9 protein-coding genes (1 of these 9 cut by a window edge) are annotated in these 22,284 nt (G+C 66.1%); 7 read left to right on the top strand and 2 right to left on the bottom strand.

Annotation, left to right across the window (positions count from 1 at the left end; all coding sequences use genetic code 11):
- Positions 1-126 precede the first annotated feature (126 nt).
- Positions 127-2,055: a TonB-dependent receptor gene (locus tag I6N89_RS16650; RefSeq protein WP_207019567.1), complete on the top strand. Its 1,929-nt coding sequence runs from the start codon at positions 127-129 to the stop codon at positions 2,053-2,055.
- 94 nt (positions 2,056-2,149) lie between these two features.
- On the opposite strand, the gene I6N89_RS16645 is transcribed toward I6N89_RS16650, so the two are convergent.
- Positions 2,150-2,440: a DUF2218 domain-containing protein gene (locus I6N89_RS16645; RefSeq protein ID WP_207019565.1), complete on the bottom strand. Its 291-nt coding sequence runs from the start codon at positions 2,438-2,440 to the stop codon at positions 2,150-2,152.
- 138 nt (positions 2,441-2,578) lie between these two features.
- Between I6N89_RS16645 and I6N89_RS16640 the strand changes: the two genes are divergently transcribed.
- From I6N89_RS16640 to I6N89_RS16620, 5 genes are all read left to right on the top strand, one after another.
- On the top strand, positions 2,579-3,478 hold the full coding sequence (locus I6N89_RS16640; protein WP_207019563.1) for a siderophore ABC transporter substrate-binding protein: 900 nt from the start codon (positions 2,579-2,581) through the stop codon (positions 3,476-3,478).
- Between the two features lie 6 nt (positions 3,479-3,484).
- Positions 3,485-4,420: an iron chelate uptake ABC transporter family permease subunit gene (locus I6N89_RS16635; protein ID WP_076697925.1), complete on the top strand. Its 936-nt coding sequence runs from the start codon at positions 3,485-3,487 to the stop codon at positions 4,418-4,420.
- A complete protein-coding gene (locus I6N89_RS16630) occupies positions 4,413-5,357 on the top strand; it encodes an iron chelate uptake ABC transporter family permease subunit (RefSeq protein WP_207019562.1) in 945 nt (314 codons plus the stop codon). Before I6N89_RS16635 ends, I6N89_RS16630 begins: the two co-directional genes overlap by 8 nt.
- The gene (locus I6N89_RS16625; RefSeq protein ID WP_207019560.1) at positions 5,354-6,109 is read left to right on the top strand and encodes an ABC transporter ATP-binding protein; all 756 of its coding nucleotides are present in this window, start codon (positions 5,354-5,356) and stop codon (positions 6,107-6,109) included. The genes I6N89_RS16630 and I6N89_RS16625 overlap by 4 nt, the downstream gene beginning before the upstream one ends.
- 61 nt (positions 6,110-6,170) lie before the next feature.
- Positions 6,171-7,445: an acetylornithine deacetylase/succinyl-diaminopimelate desuccinylase family protein gene (locus I6N89_RS16620; protein ID WP_207019558.1), complete on the top strand. Its 1,275-nt coding sequence runs from the start codon at positions 6,171-6,173 to the stop codon at positions 7,443-7,445.
- Positions 7,446-7,450: 5 nt separating this feature from the next.
- On the opposite strand, the gene I6N89_RS16615 is transcribed toward I6N89_RS16620, so the two are convergent.
- Complete coding sequence (locus tag I6N89_RS16615; protein WP_236016682.1) at positions 7,451-8,215, bottom strand: efflux RND transporter periplasmic adaptor subunit; 765 nt, start codon at positions 8,213-8,215, stop codon at positions 7,451-7,453.
- A gap of 240 nt (positions 8,216-8,455) precedes the next feature.
- Between I6N89_RS16615 and I6N89_RS16610 the strand changes: the two genes are divergently transcribed.
- A protein-coding gene (locus I6N89_RS16610) for a putative Ig domain-containing protein (protein WP_207019555.1) crosses the window boundary here: on the top strand, positions 8,456-22,284 show its beginning. 25,624 nt of this gene lie beyond the right edge of the window; the window shows 13,829 of its 39,453 coding nt (coding positions 1-13,829); its start codon is at positions 8,456-8,458; its stop codon lies off the right edge, out of view.

Raw genomic sequence — 22,284 nt, 5'->3', positions numbered from 1 at the left:
TTGACCCGAGTCTTTTTGTAAGATACCCGGTTCCGCAAGCCGCATCATGACGCCAGAAAGCCGTCCCCGCACCCCCGTGAGGCGCCATCCAGCAAGCGCGGCATGTCACAAACCGGGGACATTCCAATGAACCAGACGACACGGGGGCTGCTGCTCCTGACGACGGCGTTCTGCGCCGGAGGCGCCGCCATGGCGCAAGAGACCGACCCGCTGTTTCTCGGCACGCTGCGCATCGAGGGCGTGGCGGCACAGAACCTGCTCGGCAACGACGAAATCACCGAGGAAGAGCTGGAAGCGCGCAACCCGGCCACGGTGAAAGACGTGTTCGCCGGCGAATCCTCTGTCACCGTGAGCGGCGGCTCGGCCATGGCGCAAAAGGTCATGGTAAACGGTATCGAGGAATCGCTGCTGTCGGTCACCATCGACGGCGCGCGCCAGAACAAGGGCGCCTTTCACCACACCGGCAATGTGCTGCTCGACCCGTCGCTGCTGAAATCGGTCGAGGTGAGCGAAGGGCTCGCCCCCGCAGATGCGGGCCCCGGCGCGCTTGGCGGCGCGCTGGCCTATACCACAAAGGATGCGCGCGACCTGCTCGAACCGGGCGATCCCTTTGGCGGCATCGTCACCCTCAGCGGCGGCAACAACGGCACGGGGCTGCGCAGCACCCTGTCGCTCTTTGGCCAGCAGGGCGGTTTCGAATGGCTGCTGAGCACGACCAGCCAGGAGGGCGACGATTACGAGGACGGCGATGGCGACAGCATCGACGGCACCGGCGCCAAGCTGGACGATTACATGCTCAAGCTGGCCTTCACCTCCGAGACCGGCAAACGCCTCTCCTTCTCGGCCTCGCAAACCGAGGACACCGGCGCACGCGCCTCGCAGGGCGGCTTTATCCGTGCCGATTTCGCCGGTCTGACAAGCCCCGGCCGACCGACCGAAATCATCGACGGCTACGCCCGCCGCAGCTCTTACACGCTGACCTATACCGACGAGGCGCCGGAGAGCTGGTTCGCGCCCACCGCGCAGCTGACCTATAACGAGCAGGAGGTCGATGTCGGCAGCAATTCCGGGATCAACACCAGCCTGTCGGGCACTGCAAAGAACGAATGGCAGCTGGCCAACGGCACACTGACCGCTGGCCTCGATTTCTTCGACGAGAGCGCCGAGGCGACCGAGGGCGCCGATGGCGACGAGAGCCGCTTCAATGTCGGCCTGTTCGCTCAGGCGCGGCAGGATATCAGCGACCGCGTCTCGGTGAGCTACGGCGCGCGCTACGACTATCAGTGGTTCGAAGGCGCCGATGGCAGCGATTTCGAGGATGGCGGTTTCAGCGTCAACGGCGCCGTCGACGTGGTGCTGACCGACAGCCTGACGCTGAACGCGGGGCTGGCCTCCACCTGGGGCGGCTTCGCCCTGGGCGAGGCGGCGCTGGTCGATTTCCGCACGCCCTGGACCTATGACGATTTCGAAGCCTCCCGCGCCAATGCCGCGCGGCTGGGACTGCGATATGAGGCCGGCCCCTGGGCGGTCAGCGGCGCGCTGTTCCACACCGAAATCAGCGACATCACCGCTGTGCTGCCCGATGGCGGCGACCGGGGCGCACAGGCGGATATGGTCTCGCGCGGGTTTGACGGGTCGGTCAGCTACACCGGCACGCGCGGCTTTGCCAAGCTGAACTACACCTATGCCGATGTGGAGCTCGACGACGACACGGTCGGCACCACCGCCTATTATATCGGCCGCCCGGTGGGCAGCATCATGGCGCTGGAGGCGGGCTATGACATCTACGACAACTGGCGCGTCGGCGGCAGCGCCGAGATTGCGCTGGAAAACAGCGATACCGATCCCGACCTGCCGGGCTATGAGGTGCTGAACCTCTACACAAGCTACACGCCGAGAGGGTTCGACAATCTCGAACTGCGGCTCGATATCCGGAATGTGTTTGACGAAACCTATGCCAGCCGCAGCTCGGACGGGCTCGATTCAACCGGCACGGTCGTGCCGCTGACGGAGCCGGGCCGTACCTTCCTTGTCACGGCTAAAATGCGGTTCTGAATAGCACGCAGAGCGCTGAAAACGAAAAGAGCGGGCAGCGATGCCCGCTCTTTTTTTCTTGCACAACTGCTTTGCAGGTCGTGACGACCCTGCGTCAGGCCGCCGCCCAGGCCATCCCGGTGAACTCTTCGCGAAAGGCGAAGCGCTCCAGATGCTTGTCGATGATGCCACGGGCGCGCTCCAGCCCCTCATCGCTCTCCGCGCTGATCTCTGCCCGCAGCGCCTCGCCGGAAGCGCTCAGCGTCGCCGGCCCGGTCGGCAGCGCCATACGGGCCGAGGTTTCGTCATACTCCACCTCGATCTTGTGGGCGAAATGCTTGCAGAGCTGTTGAAGATATTTCGACGCGTTGGACGTCTGGAAAGTGCCGGTCTCGTGCAGGGGCATGGCTGCGCTCCAAAAGTTGATTGTTTATGTCAGATTATGCATTGCAGGCGCAAAGAACAATCCGCTATCTAGCAAAATAGTTCTGCGAAGCCGGCGATCCGCCATGCCACGCGCCCATTTCCGACCGGGATCTTACAGATGCGTACCCTCCTGATCGCGGGACTGCTGGCCTGCGCCAGCGCCGCCTCCGCCGACACCGTCAGTGTCGAAACCGCCACCGGAACCGCCGAGGTGCCCGCCTCCCCCGAGACCGTCGCCGTGTTCGACGTTGCCGCCATCGACACGATCTCGGCGCTCGGTCAGCCCATCGCAGGGGTGCCGCAGCCGCTCTATATCGACCGGCTGGAGGCCGCGACCGAGGGGGCCGAGCCCGTCGGCACCCTGTTCCAGCCGGATTTCGAGACGCTGGCGGTGATGCAGCCCGACCTGATCGTCGTGGGTGGACGCTCTTCCGCCCAGGCCGAAGCGCTGGAACAGATCGCGCCGGTGATCGACATGACGATCTGGGGCGACGGCATGGTCGAACAGGCCAAGGCGCGCATCGACGCCTATGGCGAGATCTTCGGGCGGCAGGACGCCGCCACCGAGCTCAGCGCCGCGCTCGACGCCAAGCTCGCCGAGGCGCGCGAGACCGTCGCCGGCAAGGGCAACGCGCTGATCCTGCTGACCAATGGCGGCAAGATCTCGGCCTTTGGCGCCGACAGCAGGTTCGGCTGGCTGCATGGCGCGCTGGATCTGCCCGAGGCGCATCCAGGCCTCAGCTCTGAATCGCACGGTCAGGCGGTTTCCTTCGAGTTCCTCGCCGAGACCGATCCCGACTGGCTGCTGGTGATCGACCGGGGCGCCGCCATCGGCGCCGAGGGCGAAGCCGCCGCCGCGACGCTCGACAACCCGCTTGTCGCCCGCACCAAGGCGGCGCAGCAGGGCCATATCGTCTATCTCGACGCGGCCCCGCTCTATATCGCCGGCGGCGGCGCGGGCGCGATGATGCACACGCTCGACGAAATCGTCGCCGCCTTCACCCCGGACGAAGGCTGACGCCCTTTGCGCCGCTGGCTCTTCCCGCTTGCCGCGCTTGCCGGTCTCATCGCGCTCAGCCTGTCGCTGGGCGCGGCGAGTTTTGGCGAGGATGCGGGCTGGCTGCTGATGGTGAGCCGCCTGCCCCGCACGGCGGCGGCGCTGCTGGCGGGCGCCGGGCTGGCGCTGGCCGGGGTGGTGGTGCAGCAGGTGGTGCAGAACCGGCTGGTCGAGCCCTCGCTCACCGGCGCGCCGGAAGCGGCGATGCTGGGGCTACTGGCGGTGACGCTGCTGGCGCCGGGCCTTGCGGTGGCGGGCAAGATGCTGATCGCCGCCGGCTGCGCGCTGGCCGGCATGGCGGGCTATCTGGCACTGGCCGCGCGGCTGCCACGCGAAGACCCGATGCTGCTGCCCATCGTCGGCATGGTCTATGGCGGCATTCTCGGCGCCATCGGCGTCTGGGCCGCGTGGTCCGCCGATCTCATGCAATATCTCGGTGCCTGGCGGCTGGGCGAGTTCTCCGGCGTGATGCAGGGGCGCTATGAATGGCTCTGGGCCATCGCCGCGCTGGCCGGGCTGCTTTACGTCATCGCCGACCGCATCACCATTCTGGGGCTGGGCGAGGCGCAGGCACGCAGCCTCGGGCTCGACTATGCGCAGACCCGCGCGCTGGGGCTGGTGGTGGTCTCGGTGATCACCGCGCTGGTGCTGGTCACAGTCGGCGCCTTTCCCTTTGTCGGGCTCGTGGCGCCCAACCTCGTGGCGCGCTGGCGCGGCGACAACCTGCGCGCCAACCTGCCGCTGATCGCGCTCGGCGGAGGCGCGCTGCTGCTCGCTGCCGATGTCATCGGGCGGCTGATCCGCTACCCGTTCGAGATCCCCGCCGCCACCGTGATCGCGGTGTTCGGCGCCGGCGTCTTCCTCTGGCTGCTGCACGCCGCCCCGGGGCGCCGACATGGCTGAGCGTCGGGTGCTCTGGCTGGCGCTGGCGCTGATGGCGCTTTGCGCCGCGTTCCTCGCCTGGCAATTGCGGGCGCCGATGGGCTTCATTCTCGGGCTGCGCGCCGCCAAGCTCGGCGCGCTGGTCTGCGTCGGTGCCGCCACCGGAGCGGCCACGATCCTGTTCCAGACCGTCGCCTCGAACCGGCTGCTGACGCCGGGGCTCGTCGGCTTCGACGCGCTGTTCATCCTGCTGCAAACGCTGCTGGTGCTGGCGCTCGGCGGCGTCGGGCTGGCGCAACTGCCCTCCAGCCTGCGTTTCGGCATGGAGGTGATCGCGCTCGCCGCCGCCTCCACCGCGCTTTTCGGCCTGCTGCTGCGCCGCGACGCGCGCGACGTGACCCGGATGATCCTGACCGGCATCATCCTCGGCGTGATGCTGCGCGGGCTGGCCGAGATGGTGCAGCGGCTGATGGACCCGTCGGATTTCGCGGTGGTCCAGCAGGCGATGTTCGCAAGCTTCGGGCGGGTCGATCCGCAGCAGCTCGCGGTGTCGGCCGTGGTGCTGCTTGCCGCGCTGGCCGCCGCGCTGCGCATGGCGCCGGCGCTGGATGTGGCAGCACTCGGGCGCAGCACCGCGCGCGGGCTTGGGCTCGATCACGACCGGCTGGTGCTGGTGACGCTGCTGCTGATGGCGGCGATGGTCTCGGTCTCGACCGCGCTGGTCGGGCCGATCACCTTTCTCGGCCTGCTCACCGCCTCGCTCGCCCGCCAGCTCACCGGCAGCCACCGCCATGCGATCCTGCTGCCCGCCGCCGCGATGATCGGCGCTCTGATCCTCGTCGCCGGGCAATTCGTCTTCGAGCGGCTCATGGGCAGCCAGTCGGCGCTGGCGGTGATCGTCGAGCTCTTTGGCGGGCTGCTCTTCCTCGCCCTCGTCCTGAAACGGAGACGCCGATGATCGAGATCGCCGATCTGCACTATTCCGCGGGCCACACCCCGATCCTGCACGGCATCACCACGACGCTGGAGCGCGGCGGGATCACCGCGCTGATCGGGCCGAACGGTGCCGGGAAATCGACGCTGCTGCACTGCATCTCGGGGCTGGAAAAACCGTCCTCGGGCAGCGTCCGCATCGACGGCATCGACCCGTTCACCGTGCCGCATCGGCAGCGCGCCAGGACGGTTGCGCTGCTGCAACAATCGCCGGCGCTGGTCAGCCGGCTGAAAGTGCGCGAGCTGGTGGGCTTTGGGCGCTGGCCGCATCACCAGGGCCGCCCCGGGCCGGAGGACGCGGCCCAGATCGACCGGGCGCTCACCGCCTTTGCGCTGGACGATCTCGCCGGGCGCAGCATCGACACGCTGTCAGGCGGGCAGCGGCAGCGGGCCTTTATTGCGATGACTTATGCGCAGGATACGCCGTGGATGCTGCTCGACGAGCCGCTGAACGCGCTCGACCCGCGCCACGCCCGCGATCTGATGGCGCGGCTGCACGCGCTGTCGCGGGACGACAAGCGCAGCATCGTCATCGTGCTGCACGACATCAACGCCGCCGCCGGCTGGGCCGACCATATCGTCGCGATGAAGGACGGGCGGATCCTGGCGCAGGACAGCAGCGCCGCGCTGCTCACGCCGGAGGTGCTGCGCGAGGTGTTCGACACGCCCTTCGACCTGCTGCACCACAAGGGTCGGCCCGTGGTGGTGGCGCGCTGACACCCGCGCGCGGCGTGATGGCGTCTTGCGCCGCCCCGCGATCCCGTGAACAGTGGCGCCCATGAGCGACACCCTCTCCCAAAGGATCGAGGCGCGGCGCGAAGAGCTGATCGCGCTGACCCAGGATCTGATCCGCATCCCGACGCTGAACCCGCCCGGCGAGAATTACCGCGCGGTCTGCGACTATCTCCGGCAGCGGCTGGAGGCCCGCGGCTTTGCCTGTCAGATGATCCGCGCCGAGGGTGCCCCCGGCGACAGCGACCGCTATCCGCGCTGGAACCTCGTCGCCCGGCATGAAGGGGCGCAGGGCGGCGACTGCGTGCATTTCAACTCGCATCATGACGTGGTCGAGGTCGGCCATGGCTGGACCCGCGATCCCTTTGGCGGCGAGTTCGACGGCGACCGGATCTTTGGCCGCGGCGCCTGCGACATGAAGGGCGGGCTCGCCGCCTCCATCATCGCCGCCGAGGCCTTTGTCGAGGCACATCCCGGCTACGCCGGCACCATCGAGATCAGCGCCACGGCCGACGAGGAATCCGGCGGCTATGGCGGTGTCGCCTATCTGGCGGAGCAGGGGTTTTTCGCGCCCGAGCGGGTGCAGCATGTGATCATCCCCGAACCGCTCAACAAGGATCGCATCTGCCTCGGCCATCGCGGCGGCTGGTGGGCAGAGATCGAGACCAAGGGCGAGATCGCCCATGGTTCCATGCCGTTCCTCGGCGATTGCGCCGTGCGCCATATGGGCGCGGTGCTGGCGGCCTTCGAAGAACGGCTCTTCCCCGCCATGGCGGCGCGGCATACCGATATGCCGGTGGTGCCCGAGGGCGCGCGGCAATCGACCATGAACATCAACTCGATCCATGGCGGCCAGCCCGAGAACCCGCCGGATTTCGACGGGCTGCCCGCCCATTGCGTCCCCGATAGCTGCCGCATCGTCATCGACCGGCGTTTTCTGATCGAGGAGACCGTCGAGGGCGTGCGCGACGAGGTGATCGGGCTGCTCGAAGATCTCAAGGCCCGGCGCGCCAATTTCGACTACGAAATACGCGAGCTGAACCGGGTGATCCCGTCGATGACGGACCGCGACGCGCCGGTGGTGCGCACGGTGACCGAGGCGATCCGCGAGGAGCTGGGTGCGGAGGCGACCTATGTCGCCTCGCCGGGCAGCTACGATCAGAAACATATCGACCGCATCGGCAAGCTGAAGAACTGCATCGCCTATGGGCCGGGCGTGCTGGAGCTGGCGCATAAGCCCGACGAATGGGTCGGTGTCACGGATATGCTCGACAGCGCGCGTGTGATGGGCCGCAGCCTGGAACGGCTGCTGACCGGCTGAGGCGGTCAGTCTTTGCCGGCAGCGGCCATGGCACCGTCAAAAATCACGTCGCAGCGTAGCCCGGCCGGCAGAGCAAGCTCTTCATTTGCGATCTCCATACGCACCCCCACCGTCGCCGTCGCCGCATCGAAAATACGGTCGATCACCGTGATCTCCGCAGCATATAGGGAATCGAGCGGTGGCTCGGGGCGTATCGTGACCGGCTGACCCAGCGCGAGGCGGTCATAGTAGTCGATCGGCACAAAGGCCTCGACACGCAGCCGGTCGAGCTTGGCGATGGTGGCGATATGAGCCTCGCCGTCGCGATATTCGCCGGGGTTGAGCAACCGCTCCATCACCACCCCGTCCACCGGGCTGCGCATGACCTTCTGCTCCAGCCGCGCCGCGGCCTCGGTGACCTGCATGGCGGCGAGGCGCTTCTCCAGATGGGCGAGGTCCAGCTCCTTCTGCGCGACCTGCGCCTCGAGCCTGGCCTCCTGCGCCTGCGCTTGCGAGACCGCATTGGTTTCCGCCAGTTGCTCGTTGCGCTCGGCCCGGCTTTCGAGAAACGCGATCCGCGCTTCGAGCGAGGCAATCTGCGAAGAATCTTCGGCGCGGGCGCGGGCGATTTCCAGTGCGATTTCCTCGAGATCGGTATTCAGGCGCGCCACGATCTCGCCCTTTTCGACCTGGTCGCCGCGATCCACGAAAACCTCATCGACGATGCCCGCCACCGGGGTGGAAAGCCGAATCACCTGATTCGGCTCGATCAAACAACTTATGGGAGGCATCGCCTCTTGTGAGCACACGGATGACGAAAGTAACACGACAAATACCGCTGCCCAGGGAAAAGAAGACACAAGATGCTGGGGGTGACGGGAGGTGCATAGACAAGCGAAAGAGCTGATTCTCATAAAAATGTTCCCTTCTGCCGTCGGGTCATCTTAGTCTTCAAAATATCGATCAAGCGGATTCGTTTTCAAGTCGTCGTTACTTCAAGGCCATTTCGGCCCCCAGGAGAGGGGGAGCAGATGAAAAAATTGGAGGAGCTCCATTCCAGGAGGCTGCTTGACGCCGAAGGGCGCTCGGGCGGCGGACGGGGCCGACCGCGCAACGCCAAGAGCATATTGCGGGGCGAAAGCATTCTGAGCCGCGGCCTTCACGTCGAAATGCTCGAGCCCCGGCTGCTGCTCTCGGCGGACCTTATTCCCGTCGCCGGCGAAATCGAGGTTCCGGGCGAGACGGATTTCTACACATTCGAACTCGCCGAAGAGCGCAGCATCCTCTTCGACACGCTGACCGAACGCTACGATCTGCAATGGTCCCTGGAGGGGATCGGCGGCCAGATCGTCGCGCCCACCGATCTCGGCAACAGTGACGGTGCTTCGGGCGGCGAGATCATCGCGCTCGACGCCGGCAGCTACACGCTCGCCATCGACGGCGAAGGCGACGCGCAGGGCGAATACGCTTTCCGGCTGCTCAACATCGAAAATGCCGAACCGGTCCAGACCGACACCGTCATCGCCGGAACGCTGGAACAGGACGGGCGCGAGACCGACCTCTTCCAGTTCGACGTAACCGCCGGCACCGAGCTCTTCTTCGATGCCCGCAGCCAGAGCGCGGGATCGGCGACCTGGCAGTTGGTCGATCCCGATGGGGCGACCGTTTTCGGGCCGCAGAGCTTCAGCACCTTCAGCGATGTCACGCGCTTTGCCGCACCCAAAACCGGCACCTATACCCTGATGCTAGAGGGCCGCGTCTCGAACGGCACGGATCTCGACTATTCGTTCATGATCGCGCAGGTGGTCGACGAGACCCGCGGCATCGAGATCGGCGAGACGGTGCGCGGCGTGTTGAGCCAGCCAGGGCAGAAACACGCGCTGACCTTTTCGGTCGACACCGACACCGCGGTCTATCTCGACGCGCTCACCGACACGCCCGTCTCCTATTCGCTGACCGGTCCGCGCGGCACCGTGCGCAGCGATATCCAGCTCAACCGTGCAGATGGCGGCAACGCGCCGGGCCTGCTCGAACTGACCGCGGGCGACTACACGCTGACCGTCGGCGGCGGCGATGACGATATCGGAACCTACGGCTTTCAGCTTCTGCCGATTGACGCCGCGCAGGCGATAGATCTGGCGGATCCGGTTGCCGGAACGCTCGGCGATCAGGGCACCGGAATTTTCGGTACGCGGATTGACTCCGGGGCCGACCTCCCCTCGCCCGGAAAAGCGCAGCAGTTCTCGCTGTCGACACCGATCATGGAGATCGCCGACGACGAGGCGCTGACACCCGAGACGCTCACGCTGGAGCTTTGGCTGCGCCCGGATGCCGAGGACTGGTACGATTTCATCGCCGGCAAGACCACCGCCGGCGCGCTGAACGACGGCTACGGCTTCCACATGACCAACAGCGGGGTCGCGTTCTTTCTGAACGACTGGTTCAACTCCAGCAGCCAGGTGAGCGCGGATCTTCAGCTGGGCGTCTGGAGCCATGTCGCAGCGACATATGACGGCGCATCGATCAAGCTCTACGTGAATGGCGAGCTCGCGGCCGAGCAGGCCTATTCCGGCACCATCAACCATACCGCGGATCCCTTCATGATCGGCGGCAATTCCGAGGGCTACCGCTTTCAGGGGGCGGTGGACGAGCTGCGGCTTTGGGATCACGCACGGACCGCCGAGGAGATTGCGGGCGGCTACGATCAGGTCGTCGCCTCTGCCGAGGGGCTGCAATTGTCGCTGGGCTTCGACGCTACGGCGCCCGAGGGCGCCGAGGACCGCTCCGGCAACGGGTTCGACGCCACAACACTGTCAGGCCATGCCACCGAGGCGCATCTTTACCGCTTCGACGCAGAGGGGGGTGAAGCGCTGGTGCTGAGCAAGCTCGGCTCCGGCGTCTATTTCAGCGTCTACGACCCCGACGGTAATCGGATCTTCGCCCCCAGCACCGGCGACGGCGCCGATATCGAGCTGCCAGAGATCGCTGGCCGCTACACGGTGATCGTCGAAGGTCATATCGCGAATTTCGGACCGCGCGATTACGAGTTCGTGCTCGTGCCACCCAGTACCCAGACCCTTAGCCTGACCATCGGCGAGCTGGTCGAGGGCACACTTGAGGCCATCGGCGAGGCCGACAGCCACAGCTTCACGCTGGATGCGGCGACCAAGCTCTATTTCGACTCCGTGTCGAGCGGACGCAGCGATATCGAATGGATGCTGCTCGGCCCGCGCGGGATCGAGGTCGATGCCCGCAGTTTCAGCGCGTCCGATTCCTATAATGTCGCCAACGCCATCCTCATGCTGCCCCCCGGCGACTACCGGCTCGTGGTCTCGGGCCGCGCCGCCGCCACCGGCGATTACAGCTTCCGCCTCGCCGACATCGGCGAGGCCACAGAGATCGGCTATGGCGACGAGGTCACCGCCGTACTCAGCCCCGGCAGCGCGACACAGATCTACCGCTTTGATGCCGAGGGCGGCGATGTCATCTCCTTTACCGACGACAGGCGCTCGGCCTATGGCCGCCTGATCGATCCGTTCGGCCGCGAGATCTTTGCCAACGACCAGTTCGCCGACCGGGGCGAGATCACCCTGCGGGTGGCCGGCAGCTACACGCTCATGGTCGAGGGCTTTCCCTACAACGCCAATTCCGAGTCGATCTCTCACAGCTTCGTGCTGAACCATCTGCGCACCTCCACCGTGGCCAGCCCGAGCGGCACGAAGATCGCTCTGGGGGCGGCGGTGGAGGGCAATATCGCGCAGGCCGGCGAGGAGGACAGCTATGTCTTCACGCTCGACTCAGCCGCGACGGTCTATTTCGACGCGCTCGGCGACAACACCAACCTGCCCTTCCTGAGCCTGTTCGGACCGCGCGGCATCGAGATCGAGAACCGCCCGCTTTACCGGCTGAATGGCGACAACGCCTTCGAAGCGGTCACCTTCGACCTGCCAGCGGGCACCTATCAGATCGATATCGCGCATTTCGGCGACACGACGGGCACCTACGGGTTCCGGGTGCTCGACCTGAGCGAAAACACCGAGATCGAAATCGGCACCGCCGTCACCGGCACGCTCGACCCGGCGCGGCAGACACAGGTCTTCACCTTCGAGGCCAGCGCCGGCCAGCAGCTCAGCTTCAGCGACAGCAGCCTCGGCGGTGTCCGCTACCAGCCCGTCTTGCGCGTGCTCGACCCGTGGAACCGCGAGATCTTCGGCCCGCAGGGGCTGCGGAACGCGCCGGCGCTGGATATTCTTCAGGACGGCACCTACACCCTGCTCTTCGAGGGCGATCCCTACGAGACGGTCGCGACCCTGCCCTTCGGTTTCACGATCACCGAGGTCGAGCACAACACCGAAACGCTCACCCTGGGCGACACGATAGAGGGGCAGATCGGCACGGTGCACGGCACCGACACCTATGTTCTGACGCTCGACGAAACCACCGACATCGTGCTCGACGGCCTGGCGCGCTCGGATGACGGATTTCTCGACATCCGTGGACCGAATGGCTTTTCGCGCTCGCTGCACCTGAACGGGGTGGACGGTTTCGATACCGGTCTCAACCCCCTCCTGCGGCTGGCCGCCGGGCAGTACCGTTTCACCATCCGCAGCGACGATTTCTATAATCGTCCGACCTACAGTCTGCGCGTACTCGACGCCGCCGGCGGCAGCGAGATCGCGCTTGGCGAAGCGGTGTCCGGCACGCTGGAACCGGGCACCGAAACGGATATCTATCGCTTCACCGTCGAAGCGGGCCAGGTGATTTCCTTTGCCGATGTGGCCAATGCGGGCGGCGGCTATAACGCGTCCTACCGCCTGATCGACCCGCTGGGCGAGGTCATCGCCGGGCCGACGCGGCTCGAAGGATCGGGCGGGCGCACGCTCGATCTGGCCGGCACCTATACGCTGCTGATCGAAGGCCGGATCTACGAAAACCCGGACAATACCGTCACCTACGGGTTCACCCTGCTCGATCCGCAAGATCCCGATCCCCAGGCCCTGACGCCCGGGACCGACATCGCGGGCGAGATCACCCGCGCCGGTCAGCAGCATGTCTATACGTTCGAGCTGGACGACGACGCGCTGCTCTATCTCGACAGCTTCACCAACAATTACGCCATGCGCCTGCGTATCGAGGGGCCGGAGGGGCTCGACCGGCTCTACCGACTGCGCGATGCGGACAGCGTCGATTTCGGCACCGGCAACCCGGCCATCGCCGCGGCAGCAGGCAGCTACACCGTCACGGTCTTTGCCGACGGCGCGACCACCGGCGCCTATGATTTCACGCTGCGCGATCTGGCGGCGGGCACCGATATCGGCCTGGGCGAGATTGTCGAGGGCACGCTCAACCCCAAACGCGAGACCGATGTTTTCCACTTCGACGGCACGGCCGGCGACAGCCTCGTCCTCGACCGGCTGCGCCTCAGCGGCAACAACCAGACGGTCTATTGGCGGCTGATCGACCCCTCCGGCAACCAGGAGATCACCCGCAGCAGCTTTCAGGATGCAGGGCCCTACACGCTCAAGCGCAGCGGCACCTACACGCTGCTGATCGAGGGCCGGATCTATGAAGGCGACACCGGCGAGACCGACTACAGCTTTATCCTGCAACCGGCGGTCACCCGCAGCTTCGACGCAGATGCGGACGCCGCAGGCGCCTATGGCGGTCTTCTGAACACCGATGGCCCGGATGGCGCGACCGCCCAGGGCTTCACCGGGTTCGAGCAGGTGCAGATCGACGACCCGGCGGTGAATATCACCGGCGATGTGTCCTTCTCGCTCTGGGTCAAGGCGGATGTGCCGCAGCGCACATGGCAGCCGCTGGTCTATCACAGCGACAGCGACGATGCGCGCGACCGGCAATATACGCTCTGGCTGAACGCGGCGGGCTATCTGCATCTGACATCGGCGGACAGCTCTGGCCAGATCACCGTGAACTCCCCGGCCGGGCAGATCGTGCCCGAGACCTGGAACCATGTGACCGGTGTGGTGGATCGCGGCAATGACGAGCTTCGGCTCTATGTCAACGGAACCCGCGTCGCGACGACGGCGCTGCGCGATCAGGACAGCGTCGAGGCCAGTTCGCCGTTGCGGCTGGGCGGCGGGCCGAACAGCGGCGAGGCGTTCGAAGGCGCCATGGGCGGCTTCACCCTATACGACACTGCGCTGAGCGACGACGACGCGCTAGCGCTGTTCGAGGGCGACGAGATCTCCGCCGCGCCGGTCGTCGACCTGCCGATGACCGAAGAGGCGGGCGCAGATACGCTGGCCGATGCCAGCGGCAACGATCTCGCCGGCACCGTGGTCGATCTGACCGAGCCGCTGGCGGGGCTGTTCAAGGGCCGGCTCGAAGCCGCGGGCGAGGTGCATGTCTACAGCTTCACCCTGGACGAGGCAAAGCGCCTCTACTGGGACACACTGGGCGACCGCAGCGATATCCGCGCCGAGCTTCTGGGCCCCGGCGGGGTCAGCATCACCCGCGAGCTCGACGACACCGGGCACAGCTCGACGGGCGGCAATTACAGCTTCGAGGCGCCCGCCGGCGAGTATACGCTGACCGTGCGCGCCAATGCCGGGGTTAAGGCCGCCTATGCGCTGCGGCTGCTCGACTTCGCCGAGGCAGAGCCTGTCTCCACCGACGGCACCGCCGTCGAAGGCGCGATCCCCGCCGGGCGCGCCTCGGCAGCCTTCGCCTTCGACGTCGAGGCAGGCGACCAGATCCTCGTCGATCTCGCCAGCATTGAGAACGGCGCGGGAGGCGCGGGCTGGCGGCTCTTCGATCCGTTCGGACAGCTCGTCTACGGACCGAGCAGCGCATCGGATATCGGCGCCACGACGATGCAGTTCACCGGGCGCTACACGCTAGTGCTTGAATCGAACCGCAACCAGCAGCCGCAGCAGGACATCGCCTACAGTTTCCAGGTCCACCGGATCAGTACCGAGACCGTGCCGATCACGCCCGGCGGCGACAATCCCGGCGGCGATCCGATGGCAGTCGAAAGCCCGATCGGACAGGCGGTGCGGTTGCGGGGCGCCGAACATCTGGTCGTTGCCGACGATCCGGCGCTCGACCTCACCGGCAATCTGACGCTGGAGGGCTGGTTCCGGGTCGAGCGCCTCCACAACACCTGGACACCGCTGCTGTCCAAGACCGGCGATGACGGCACCCGCACCTACGATCTCTGGCTGCACAGCAACGGCTCGATCTATTCCTCCACCGACCGCGATGCCGGCGGCCGCGACAGCATCCAGACCAGCGCCGGGGCCGTGCAGACGGGCGACTGGTTCCATGTCGCCTCAGTCTTCGACCGCGCCGCGGGCGAGCAGCGCATCTATCTGAACGGCGCGCTCCTCGCCACCGAAGCGATGGCGACCTCTGTCGCCAAGGCCAGCGACGGCGATCTGCTCATCGGCTGGACACGCGAGATCAGTAACAGCTACGGTCTGTTCGACGGCGCGGTGGACGACATCCGCCTGTGGTCGACCGCGCGCAGCGAGGCGCAGATCGCCGAGAGCTATGAGGCGGCGCTCTCCGGCGACGAGGCCGATCTGGAGCTCTACCTGCCACTCGACGAGGTCGCCGGCGACCGCACCACGCCGGAGGCGAGCGGCGCCGGGCTGACCGCAAGCCTGATGCATCTGCTGCCCCAGGGCGTGACCGGCATCATCGACACGGTCGGCAAGCAGTACGACTATACCTTCACGCTGGACGCGGAGACCCGGCTCTATCTCGACAGCCTCTACCCCTCCGCCGGCCTGCAATACGAACTGCGTGGGCCGTCTGGGCTGATCGTCAGCCGGAACCTCTATCAGGCCGATAACAGCGGCAATCCCGTTCTGACGCTGGGCCCCGGCGATTATACGCTGCGGATCAAGGGAGACGGCAACACCACCGGCGCCTTCAACTTCGCGCTGCTCGATCTCGCGGCGGCGACAGAGCTGACGCCGGGCACGGCGGTGTCGGGCGAGTTGCGCCCCGCCAACCGGACCCATGCCTACCGGTTCGATGTCGCGGGCGAGGCGGAGGTCTTCCTGCAAAACCTCTCCGAGCAGGGCCGCATGGACTGGCGGCTGATCGACCCGTTCGGGCGCGTGCATCTCTACGAGAACCCCGGCGACCGGACGGTGTCGCTGCCCTATGACGGCACCTGGACCTTCCTCGTCGAGGGCGAGATCGCGCCTGGCAGCCGCTCCGCCTATGAGATCGCGGTCTTCGAGATCGCCGACGAAGATCCCGCGGAGCTGACCTTCGACATCGTACAGACGGCGGATATCGACACGCCCGGCCAGGTGCGCCGCTTCGCCTTCGATGTGAGCGACCCCAAGCGCATGGTGATGGACAGCCTCGTCTACAACAGCGCGCTGCACTGGTCGCTGACGGGTCCGCAGGGCGACGTGGTCACCGACCGGAATTTCGCCAATTCCGACGGCAACCGCTTTGCCGACAACCCGGCGTTGTTGCTGGGCGAAGGCAGCTATGTGCTGTCGATCTGGGGCAATGGCGCGCTGACCGGCGCCTTTGATTTCCGGGTGATCGACCTCGACAACGCCACCGAGGCCTTCTTCAACGACGAGACCTTCGGCAACCTGCCAAGCAGCGGGCTCGGCACACGGGTGTTCCGCATCGACGGCACCCGCCATCAGCGCTTCGATTTCGACTCCATCGAACGGCCCGCCAGCAATACCGGCTGGCGGCTGCTCGATGCCTCCGGCAACCAGGTTTACGGCTTCCGCCGCATGGGCGACGAGAGCGGCTTTGTCCTGCCCGATGCCGGAAGCTACGACCTGCTGCTCGAAGGCGCGGTCTCGGACGGCGAGACCGAAAACGGCTATCGCTTCGAGCTGGTGAGCCCGGCCTATCCGCCGGCCATCGGAGACACGCTGGAGGAATTCGGAACCGGCTCCTCGATCGGACATGTGCTGATCAATCACGGCGGCAGCGCTCCGACCGAGGTCTCGCAGGGCGGTGGCGCGGCGGTTCTCAACCTGCTCGACGTGCTGTCGGCCAATGACCAAAGCTCGATTGCCTTCTCCGCCACCCGCGAGGGCCGCGCCGAGAGCTATGCGGTGTCCTTCGACTACGACTTGACCGCGCCCGCTTCCGGCGAGCCGGGCAACGGTTTTTCGCTGCTTCTGCTTCCGACGGGCACCTACGGCGCCGGTGGCTCGGTGGATTTCCTGGGGCTCGAACCCAACGCGCCGAACGTCTTCGGCGCGGTGATCGACATGTATCAGGACGGCGGCGACGGCGCGGTCCCGCATCTGTCGCTGCATTTCGGCTCCGAACTGATCGAAGTGCCGTTCAGCGAAATCGGGCTCGGGCTGGCCGACCTGATCTCGACCCCCGGAAAGCTGTCGCTCAGCATGGCGCGTGCGTCGGGTGGCGCGACGGTGACCGTCAGGCTCACCACCGACGGCACCGAAACCACGCTGATCGAGGATTTCTTTGTCGGCGGGCTCGATCTCGACGACCGCCGCGTCGCGATACAGGCGCGCAACGGCACCACGACGGTCATGGGAATGACGGTGGACAATGTCGCCATCTCGACGGCGGCGGCCAGCTCCGCGCTCAGTGCCGCACCGGGCGATATGCTCGAAGGCGAGCTGACCGACGGCGCATCGGTCGACCGCTACCGGATCGTACTCTCGGAACCGGCGCGCATCGTTTTCGATGCGATGACCGACAATGGCGATCTCTTCTGGAGCCTGGACGGTCCCGTCAGTCTCGGTGCACGGCGGTTCACCCAGACCGATTCCTACGACTTCACCACGAGCCCGCTGGCCGACCTGCCCGCCGGCACCTACACGCTCAATGTCTACACGGGCGGCGCCTCGGTCGGCAGCTATGCCCTGGCGCTGCGCGACGCGACAGCACCGACCCTGCTCGAGACGGGAGAGACCGTCGAAGACAGGCTTGATCCCGGCAACAGCACGGCGATCTATGCCTTCGACTGGGCCGGCGGCGATACCCGCGCCCTGCTCGAGACCGTCGCGGTCAGCGGACCCGATTCCTACTGGAAACTGGTGGCGCCCAATGGCAGCGTCATCTCCCAGCGCAACCGCACCGAGGCGGATTACGAAACCACCGGTCTCTCGGTCGCCGGCCGCTATCTGCTGCTGATCGAGGGCCGCACCGGAATCGGCGAACCGGTGGACTACGCCGTGACCCTGCGCGAACCCGGCACCGGCACCACGGCCATGACACTCGACACCGTGGTGAGCGGCGAGATCGAGGCCCCCGGCGACCGTCAGGACTTCACCTTCACGCTCGACAACGACACGCAGATCCTGCTCGACACGCTGACGAATTCAAACCGGCTGACGCTGACGCTCGACGGCCCGCAGGGGCAGATCTACACGCGCGACCTCAACGCCGTCGATTCCACCTATCGCAGCGATGCAGCGGTGCTGTCGCTGCCGGCAGGCAGCTACACCGTCCGGATCGACGGCAAGGATCTCGATACCGGCGCCTTCTCCTTCGCGGTCCGCACGCTCGCCTCTGCCGAAGAGCTGACCCTCTCGGAACAGACCGACCTGACATTCGATCCCGGCAACAGCACCCAGATCTTTATGTTCGATGGCGAAGCAGGCGACAGCTTCTATCTCGATTTCCTCGAAGGCACGCTACAGGGCCGCTGGAAGATCGTCGACAGCTTCGGCCAGCTTGTCGGCAGTACGACCAATCTGCGCTCCGACATCACCACGCTTTCGGTAAGCATCGCCGGCACGCACTACCTGATCATCGAAGGCATCGTGACCCAGAGCGAGGAGCAGACCCATTCCTTCCGCCTGGTTCCGCTCACCGGATCCGCCACCGCGCTGGAATTCGACACCACGGTCGAAGGCTCCGTCGATCTTCCGGGACAGACCGCGAGCTACACCTTCTCGCTGAGCGAGGCCAAACGCATCCTTGTCGATGTGCAGACGCCCTATAACGGCAATTTCCAATGGAGCCTCAGCGGGCCGCGCGGTAAGGTGGCAGAACGGCGCTTCACCAATAGCGATGCCGCCAACAATCCCGGCTCCGCGCCACTCTTCGATCTGATTCCGGGCGATTATACCCTGACGGTGACACCGCTGAACGGGGCCACCGGGGATTACAGCTTTTCGGTGCTCGATCTTGCGGAGGCCGCGCCGCTGACGCTGGGCACCGCGGTCTCCGACCAGCTCGCGCCGGGCAGCGAGACGCGGGCCTACAGCTTCGATGCCAGCGAGGGCGACCGGCTGTTCTTCGATTTCGGCAGCAATGTCGATTTCAACAGCTGGTGGCGCCTGATCGATCCCTTCGGCAATCAGGTGTTCAGCGACTACGCTCGCGACGTCGATACCCGGACCATGCCGCATACGGGCCGCTATATCCTGCTGCTAGAAGGCAATCTCGGGGCGCCCGACAGCCGGGATTTCAGCTTCAACGTCTTCGCCAACCCCCTGCGCGAGCCGGTCTCGCTCACGCTCGAGGATGTGCCCGCCGCCGATCTGGTGCCCAGCGATTTCGTGGTGACGACCGAGGATCCGCTGGAAAGCGGCGGTACGATGCCGCTGCAATGGACGCTCACCAATACCGGCGATCTTCCGGTGACCGGCGATTTCACCAGCCGGATCACCATCCGCCGAGCCGAGGACGGCGCGATCCTTTCCGATCTTGTGGTGCCCTACGATGCGGGCGAAAGCGGCAGTATCGCCGCCGGCGACGCGATCACCCGCACCGCCAATCTGCAACTGCCCGCAGGATCGCAGGCGGTGGGCGCGATCACGGTGACGCTGCGCGTCGACGTGAACAACAATGTCGAGGAGCTCAACGACGCAGGCGACGCCGAGGTAAACAACGATGTCAGCCTCGAGACGGAGATCGTGCTGGCGGCGAGCCCCGATCTGGTGGCGCGCGACGTCACGGTCACGCCCGCGTCGGGATGGGAAGCGGGCGATACGGTCACGTTGGGCTACACGCTGGCAAATGACGGCGGCAAAGCCGCCTCGGGCGTCTGGACCGAACGTCTGATCGTGACCAACCGCAACACAAACCGCGTCGTCCTGAGCCAGGATCTGCGCACCACCGATGAGGAGCCGCTGGCGGCAGACGGCACCCGCGACCGCAGTTTCGAATTCGGCTGGCCCGACGGGCTCGACGGCACCGGGCTCTACGATTTCCGCCTGGTGCTGGACGCGCTCGGCGAGCTGCCCGAGGCCAATGACGAGGATACCGGCGAAAGCAACAACGAGAGCGTAACGCAGATCGCGTCCGGGCCGGATCTCGTGGTTTCCGAGATCACCGTGGACGAGACAGAGCCCGCAGCGGGCGGCACGCTCACGGTGAATTGGACGGTGGCCAACGAAGGCGCGGCGGCAACGCCGGGTGACTGGTACGACCGGGTGCAGATCCGCAATTTGACGACCGGTCAGATCCTGCATGACGTGGCTGTCGCCACCGAGGGGCTGCGCATCGCATCGGGCGAAGATGCCACGCGCAGCATGGCCTTCGATCTGCCGCATGGCGCGGCGGGCGTCGGAGAGCTGCGCGTCACCGTCTGGACAAACCGCGACAGCAGTTTCCGCACGACGCTGCACGAAGCCCGCGACGGGCTCTCGGTCAGCCAGGCCGAAAACAACAACGACGCACGGCTCGACGTCACCTCCATCTCGCGACCCTATGCCGATCTGGTGGCGACCATCACCGGTGTGCCTGCCGAACCGCGGGGAGGCGAAAGCGGCACGATCTCGTGGAAGGTGGTGAACGAGGGCGCGGTGGCGACCGAGGCCGCCGCCTGGGTCGACCGGGTCTATGTCTCGCAGGACGCCGTGTTCGACGAGACCGACACGCTGGTGACGACTGTCACGCATACCGGCGCGCTCGATATCGACGGCGAATACACGGTCTCCACCGATGTGACGCTGCCCATCGGCATCGAGGGCGATGTGCATATCCTCGTTGTGACCGATGCGGATGCGGCGGTGCTTGAGCCCGACAGCCGCGGCAACAACACCGATCACCGGCAGGTCACACTATCCTCGCCCTATTCCGATCTGGGCGTTCAGGCGCTGGTCTCGCCGGACGGATCCTATCTCGCCAACGAGGAAATCGACGTCGCCTGGCGCGTCGCCAATTTCGGCCCGAACCCGATCGGCGCCACCGCCGGCGGATGGGTTGACCGGGTGTATCTCTCTGCCGACGAGAGCATCGATGGTAGCGATTTCCTGCTGGGCGAATTCTTCCGCGACAGCGCGCTGGCGGTCGATGCGAGCTATTCGCGCTCGGCGAGCTTCCTGCTGCCGCCGGGCTATGTCGGCGATTTCCACATCATCGTGGAGACCAATGCCGACGGCATGGTTTATGAACGCGGCGAGACCGGCAACAATATCCGCGTCTCGGCCAAGACCTTCGGCCTCGCCGCCGCCCCCTCCGCCGATCTGCGCGTTACTTCCGTCGATGGACCGACCTCGCTGGTGCCCGGCGAGACCGTCGAGGTCACCTATGTGGTGCGCAACGACGGCGAAGCGACGGCGCGGGCGCCGTGGACGGATTCGCTCTATCTGACCGGGCCGGGGCTCGGCTCCGGCCAGCGGCTGGTCCAAACCGAACGGCCCTTCGACCTCGCATCGGGCGAAAGTTACGAGGTCACGGTCGATGTCACTGTGCCGGATGTCGGCGAAGGCGAATATCGTTTTGAGCTGCGTGCCGATTCCGCCGGCGAGGTATTCGAGGGCGGTCGCGAGGACAACAATTCCGGCGAGGGCGCGGCGCTCAGCCTGCGGCATCCGAACCTGGTGATCGGCACGGTCACGCTCGACGAAACCAGCCCGCAATCCGGCGACACGCTGCGGGTGAGCTGGGAGGTCGAGAACACCGGCACCGGCCCGGCCCGGCTCGACTGGTCGGACGGTATCTGGCTCAGCCGCGACTCCGAGATCGACCCGCAGGACATTTTCCTCGGAGATTACGCTCAGACCGCACCGCTCGCCGATGGCGACACGGCGGCGGCCTTTGCCGACGTTGCCCTGCCGATCTCGGTCTCGGGCGCCTGGTTCATCCTGGTCGGCGCGGACCGCGAAAACACCGTGTCCGAGCCGGGTCACGAGGACGACAACACCGGCGCCACGGCGCTGAACGTGGCGCTGGCGCCCTATGCCGATCTCGAGGTGACATCGGTCTCGGCACCGAACCTGACAGTGGACGATCCCGGCTTCGTCACCGTGGACTGGACGGTGCGCAATACCGGCACCGGACGCGGTATCACCGACAGCTGGACCGACCGTATCGTGATTTCGACCGATGACGAGATTGGCAACAGCGACGATATCGAGCTGGCGCGGTTCGAGCATACCGGTGGGCTCGACAAGGATGGCGAGTACAGCCGCAGCGAGAGCTTCTATCTGCCGGCGGCTCTGAACGGGCGCTTCACGCTCTACGTCATCACGGATTCCGAAGAAGGGGTTTTCGAGAACGGCCAGGAAGCCGATAACCGGCTGGCGCTCGAAGGCTTTTTCGACGTGGCACCGATCCCCTACGCCGATCTGGTCATGCAGGAGGTCACGGCGCCGGAAACCGCCAATTCGGGCGACTCGGTGCGGCTGAGCTGGCGGGTGAAGAACGAGGGCATCGGCCTTACACAAACCAGCAACTGGACCGATCTGGTCTATATCGCCGACAATCCCGACGGCACCGACCGCGAGCTGGTCGGGCGCTTCGAACATCTGGGCTTTCTTGCTCCGGATGCGGAATATTCCCGCGAGGCGCTGGTCCGTCTGCCAGACGGCTGGGGGGGGCCCGCCTACTTCTTCGTCGACGTACCCGGCGGCACCAACACCAACCGCTTCGCTGCGCCCTACGAGTTCGTCTATACCGACGAGAAGAACAACGGCGTCTC

The organism is Salipiger abyssi (assembly GCF_017311415.1).
Lineage (GTDB): Bacteria > Pseudomonadota > Alphaproteobacteria > Rhodobacterales > Rhodobacteraceae > Salipiger > Salipiger abyssi_A.
Note: the sequence above shows the minus strand (reverse complement) of the source record. Positions and strands in the feature narration are given on the sequence as shown.

Bases quoted from the DNA above. Each gene is read 5' to 3' on its own strand.
- I6N89_RS16650 (WP_207019567.1), top strand. From the start codon at position 127: ATGAACCAGACGACACGGGGGCTGCTGCTCCTGACGACGGCGTTCTGC.
- I6N89_RS16645 (WP_207019565.1), bottom strand. From the start codon at position 2,440: ATGCCCCTGCACGAGACCGGCACTTTCCAGACGTCCAACGCGTCGAAA.
- I6N89_RS16640 (WP_207019563.1), top strand. From the start codon at position 2,579: ATGCGTACCCTCCTGATCGCGGGACTGCTGGCCTGCGCCAGCGCCGCC.
- I6N89_RS16630 (WP_207019562.1), top strand. From the start codon at position 4,413: ATGGCTGAGCGTCGGGTGCTCTGGCTGGCGCTGGCGCTGATGGCGCTT.
- I6N89_RS16625 (WP_207019560.1), top strand. From the start codon at position 5,354: ATGATCGAGATCGCCGATCTGCACTATTCCGCGGGCCACACCCCGATC.
- I6N89_RS16620 (WP_207019558.1), top strand. From the start codon at position 6,171: ATGAGCGACACCCTCTCCCAAAGGATCGAGGCGCGGCGCGAAGAGCTG.
- I6N89_RS16615 (WP_236016682.1), bottom strand. From the start codon at position 8,215: ATGCCTCCCATAAGTTGTTTGATCGAGCCGAATCAGGTGATTCGGCTT.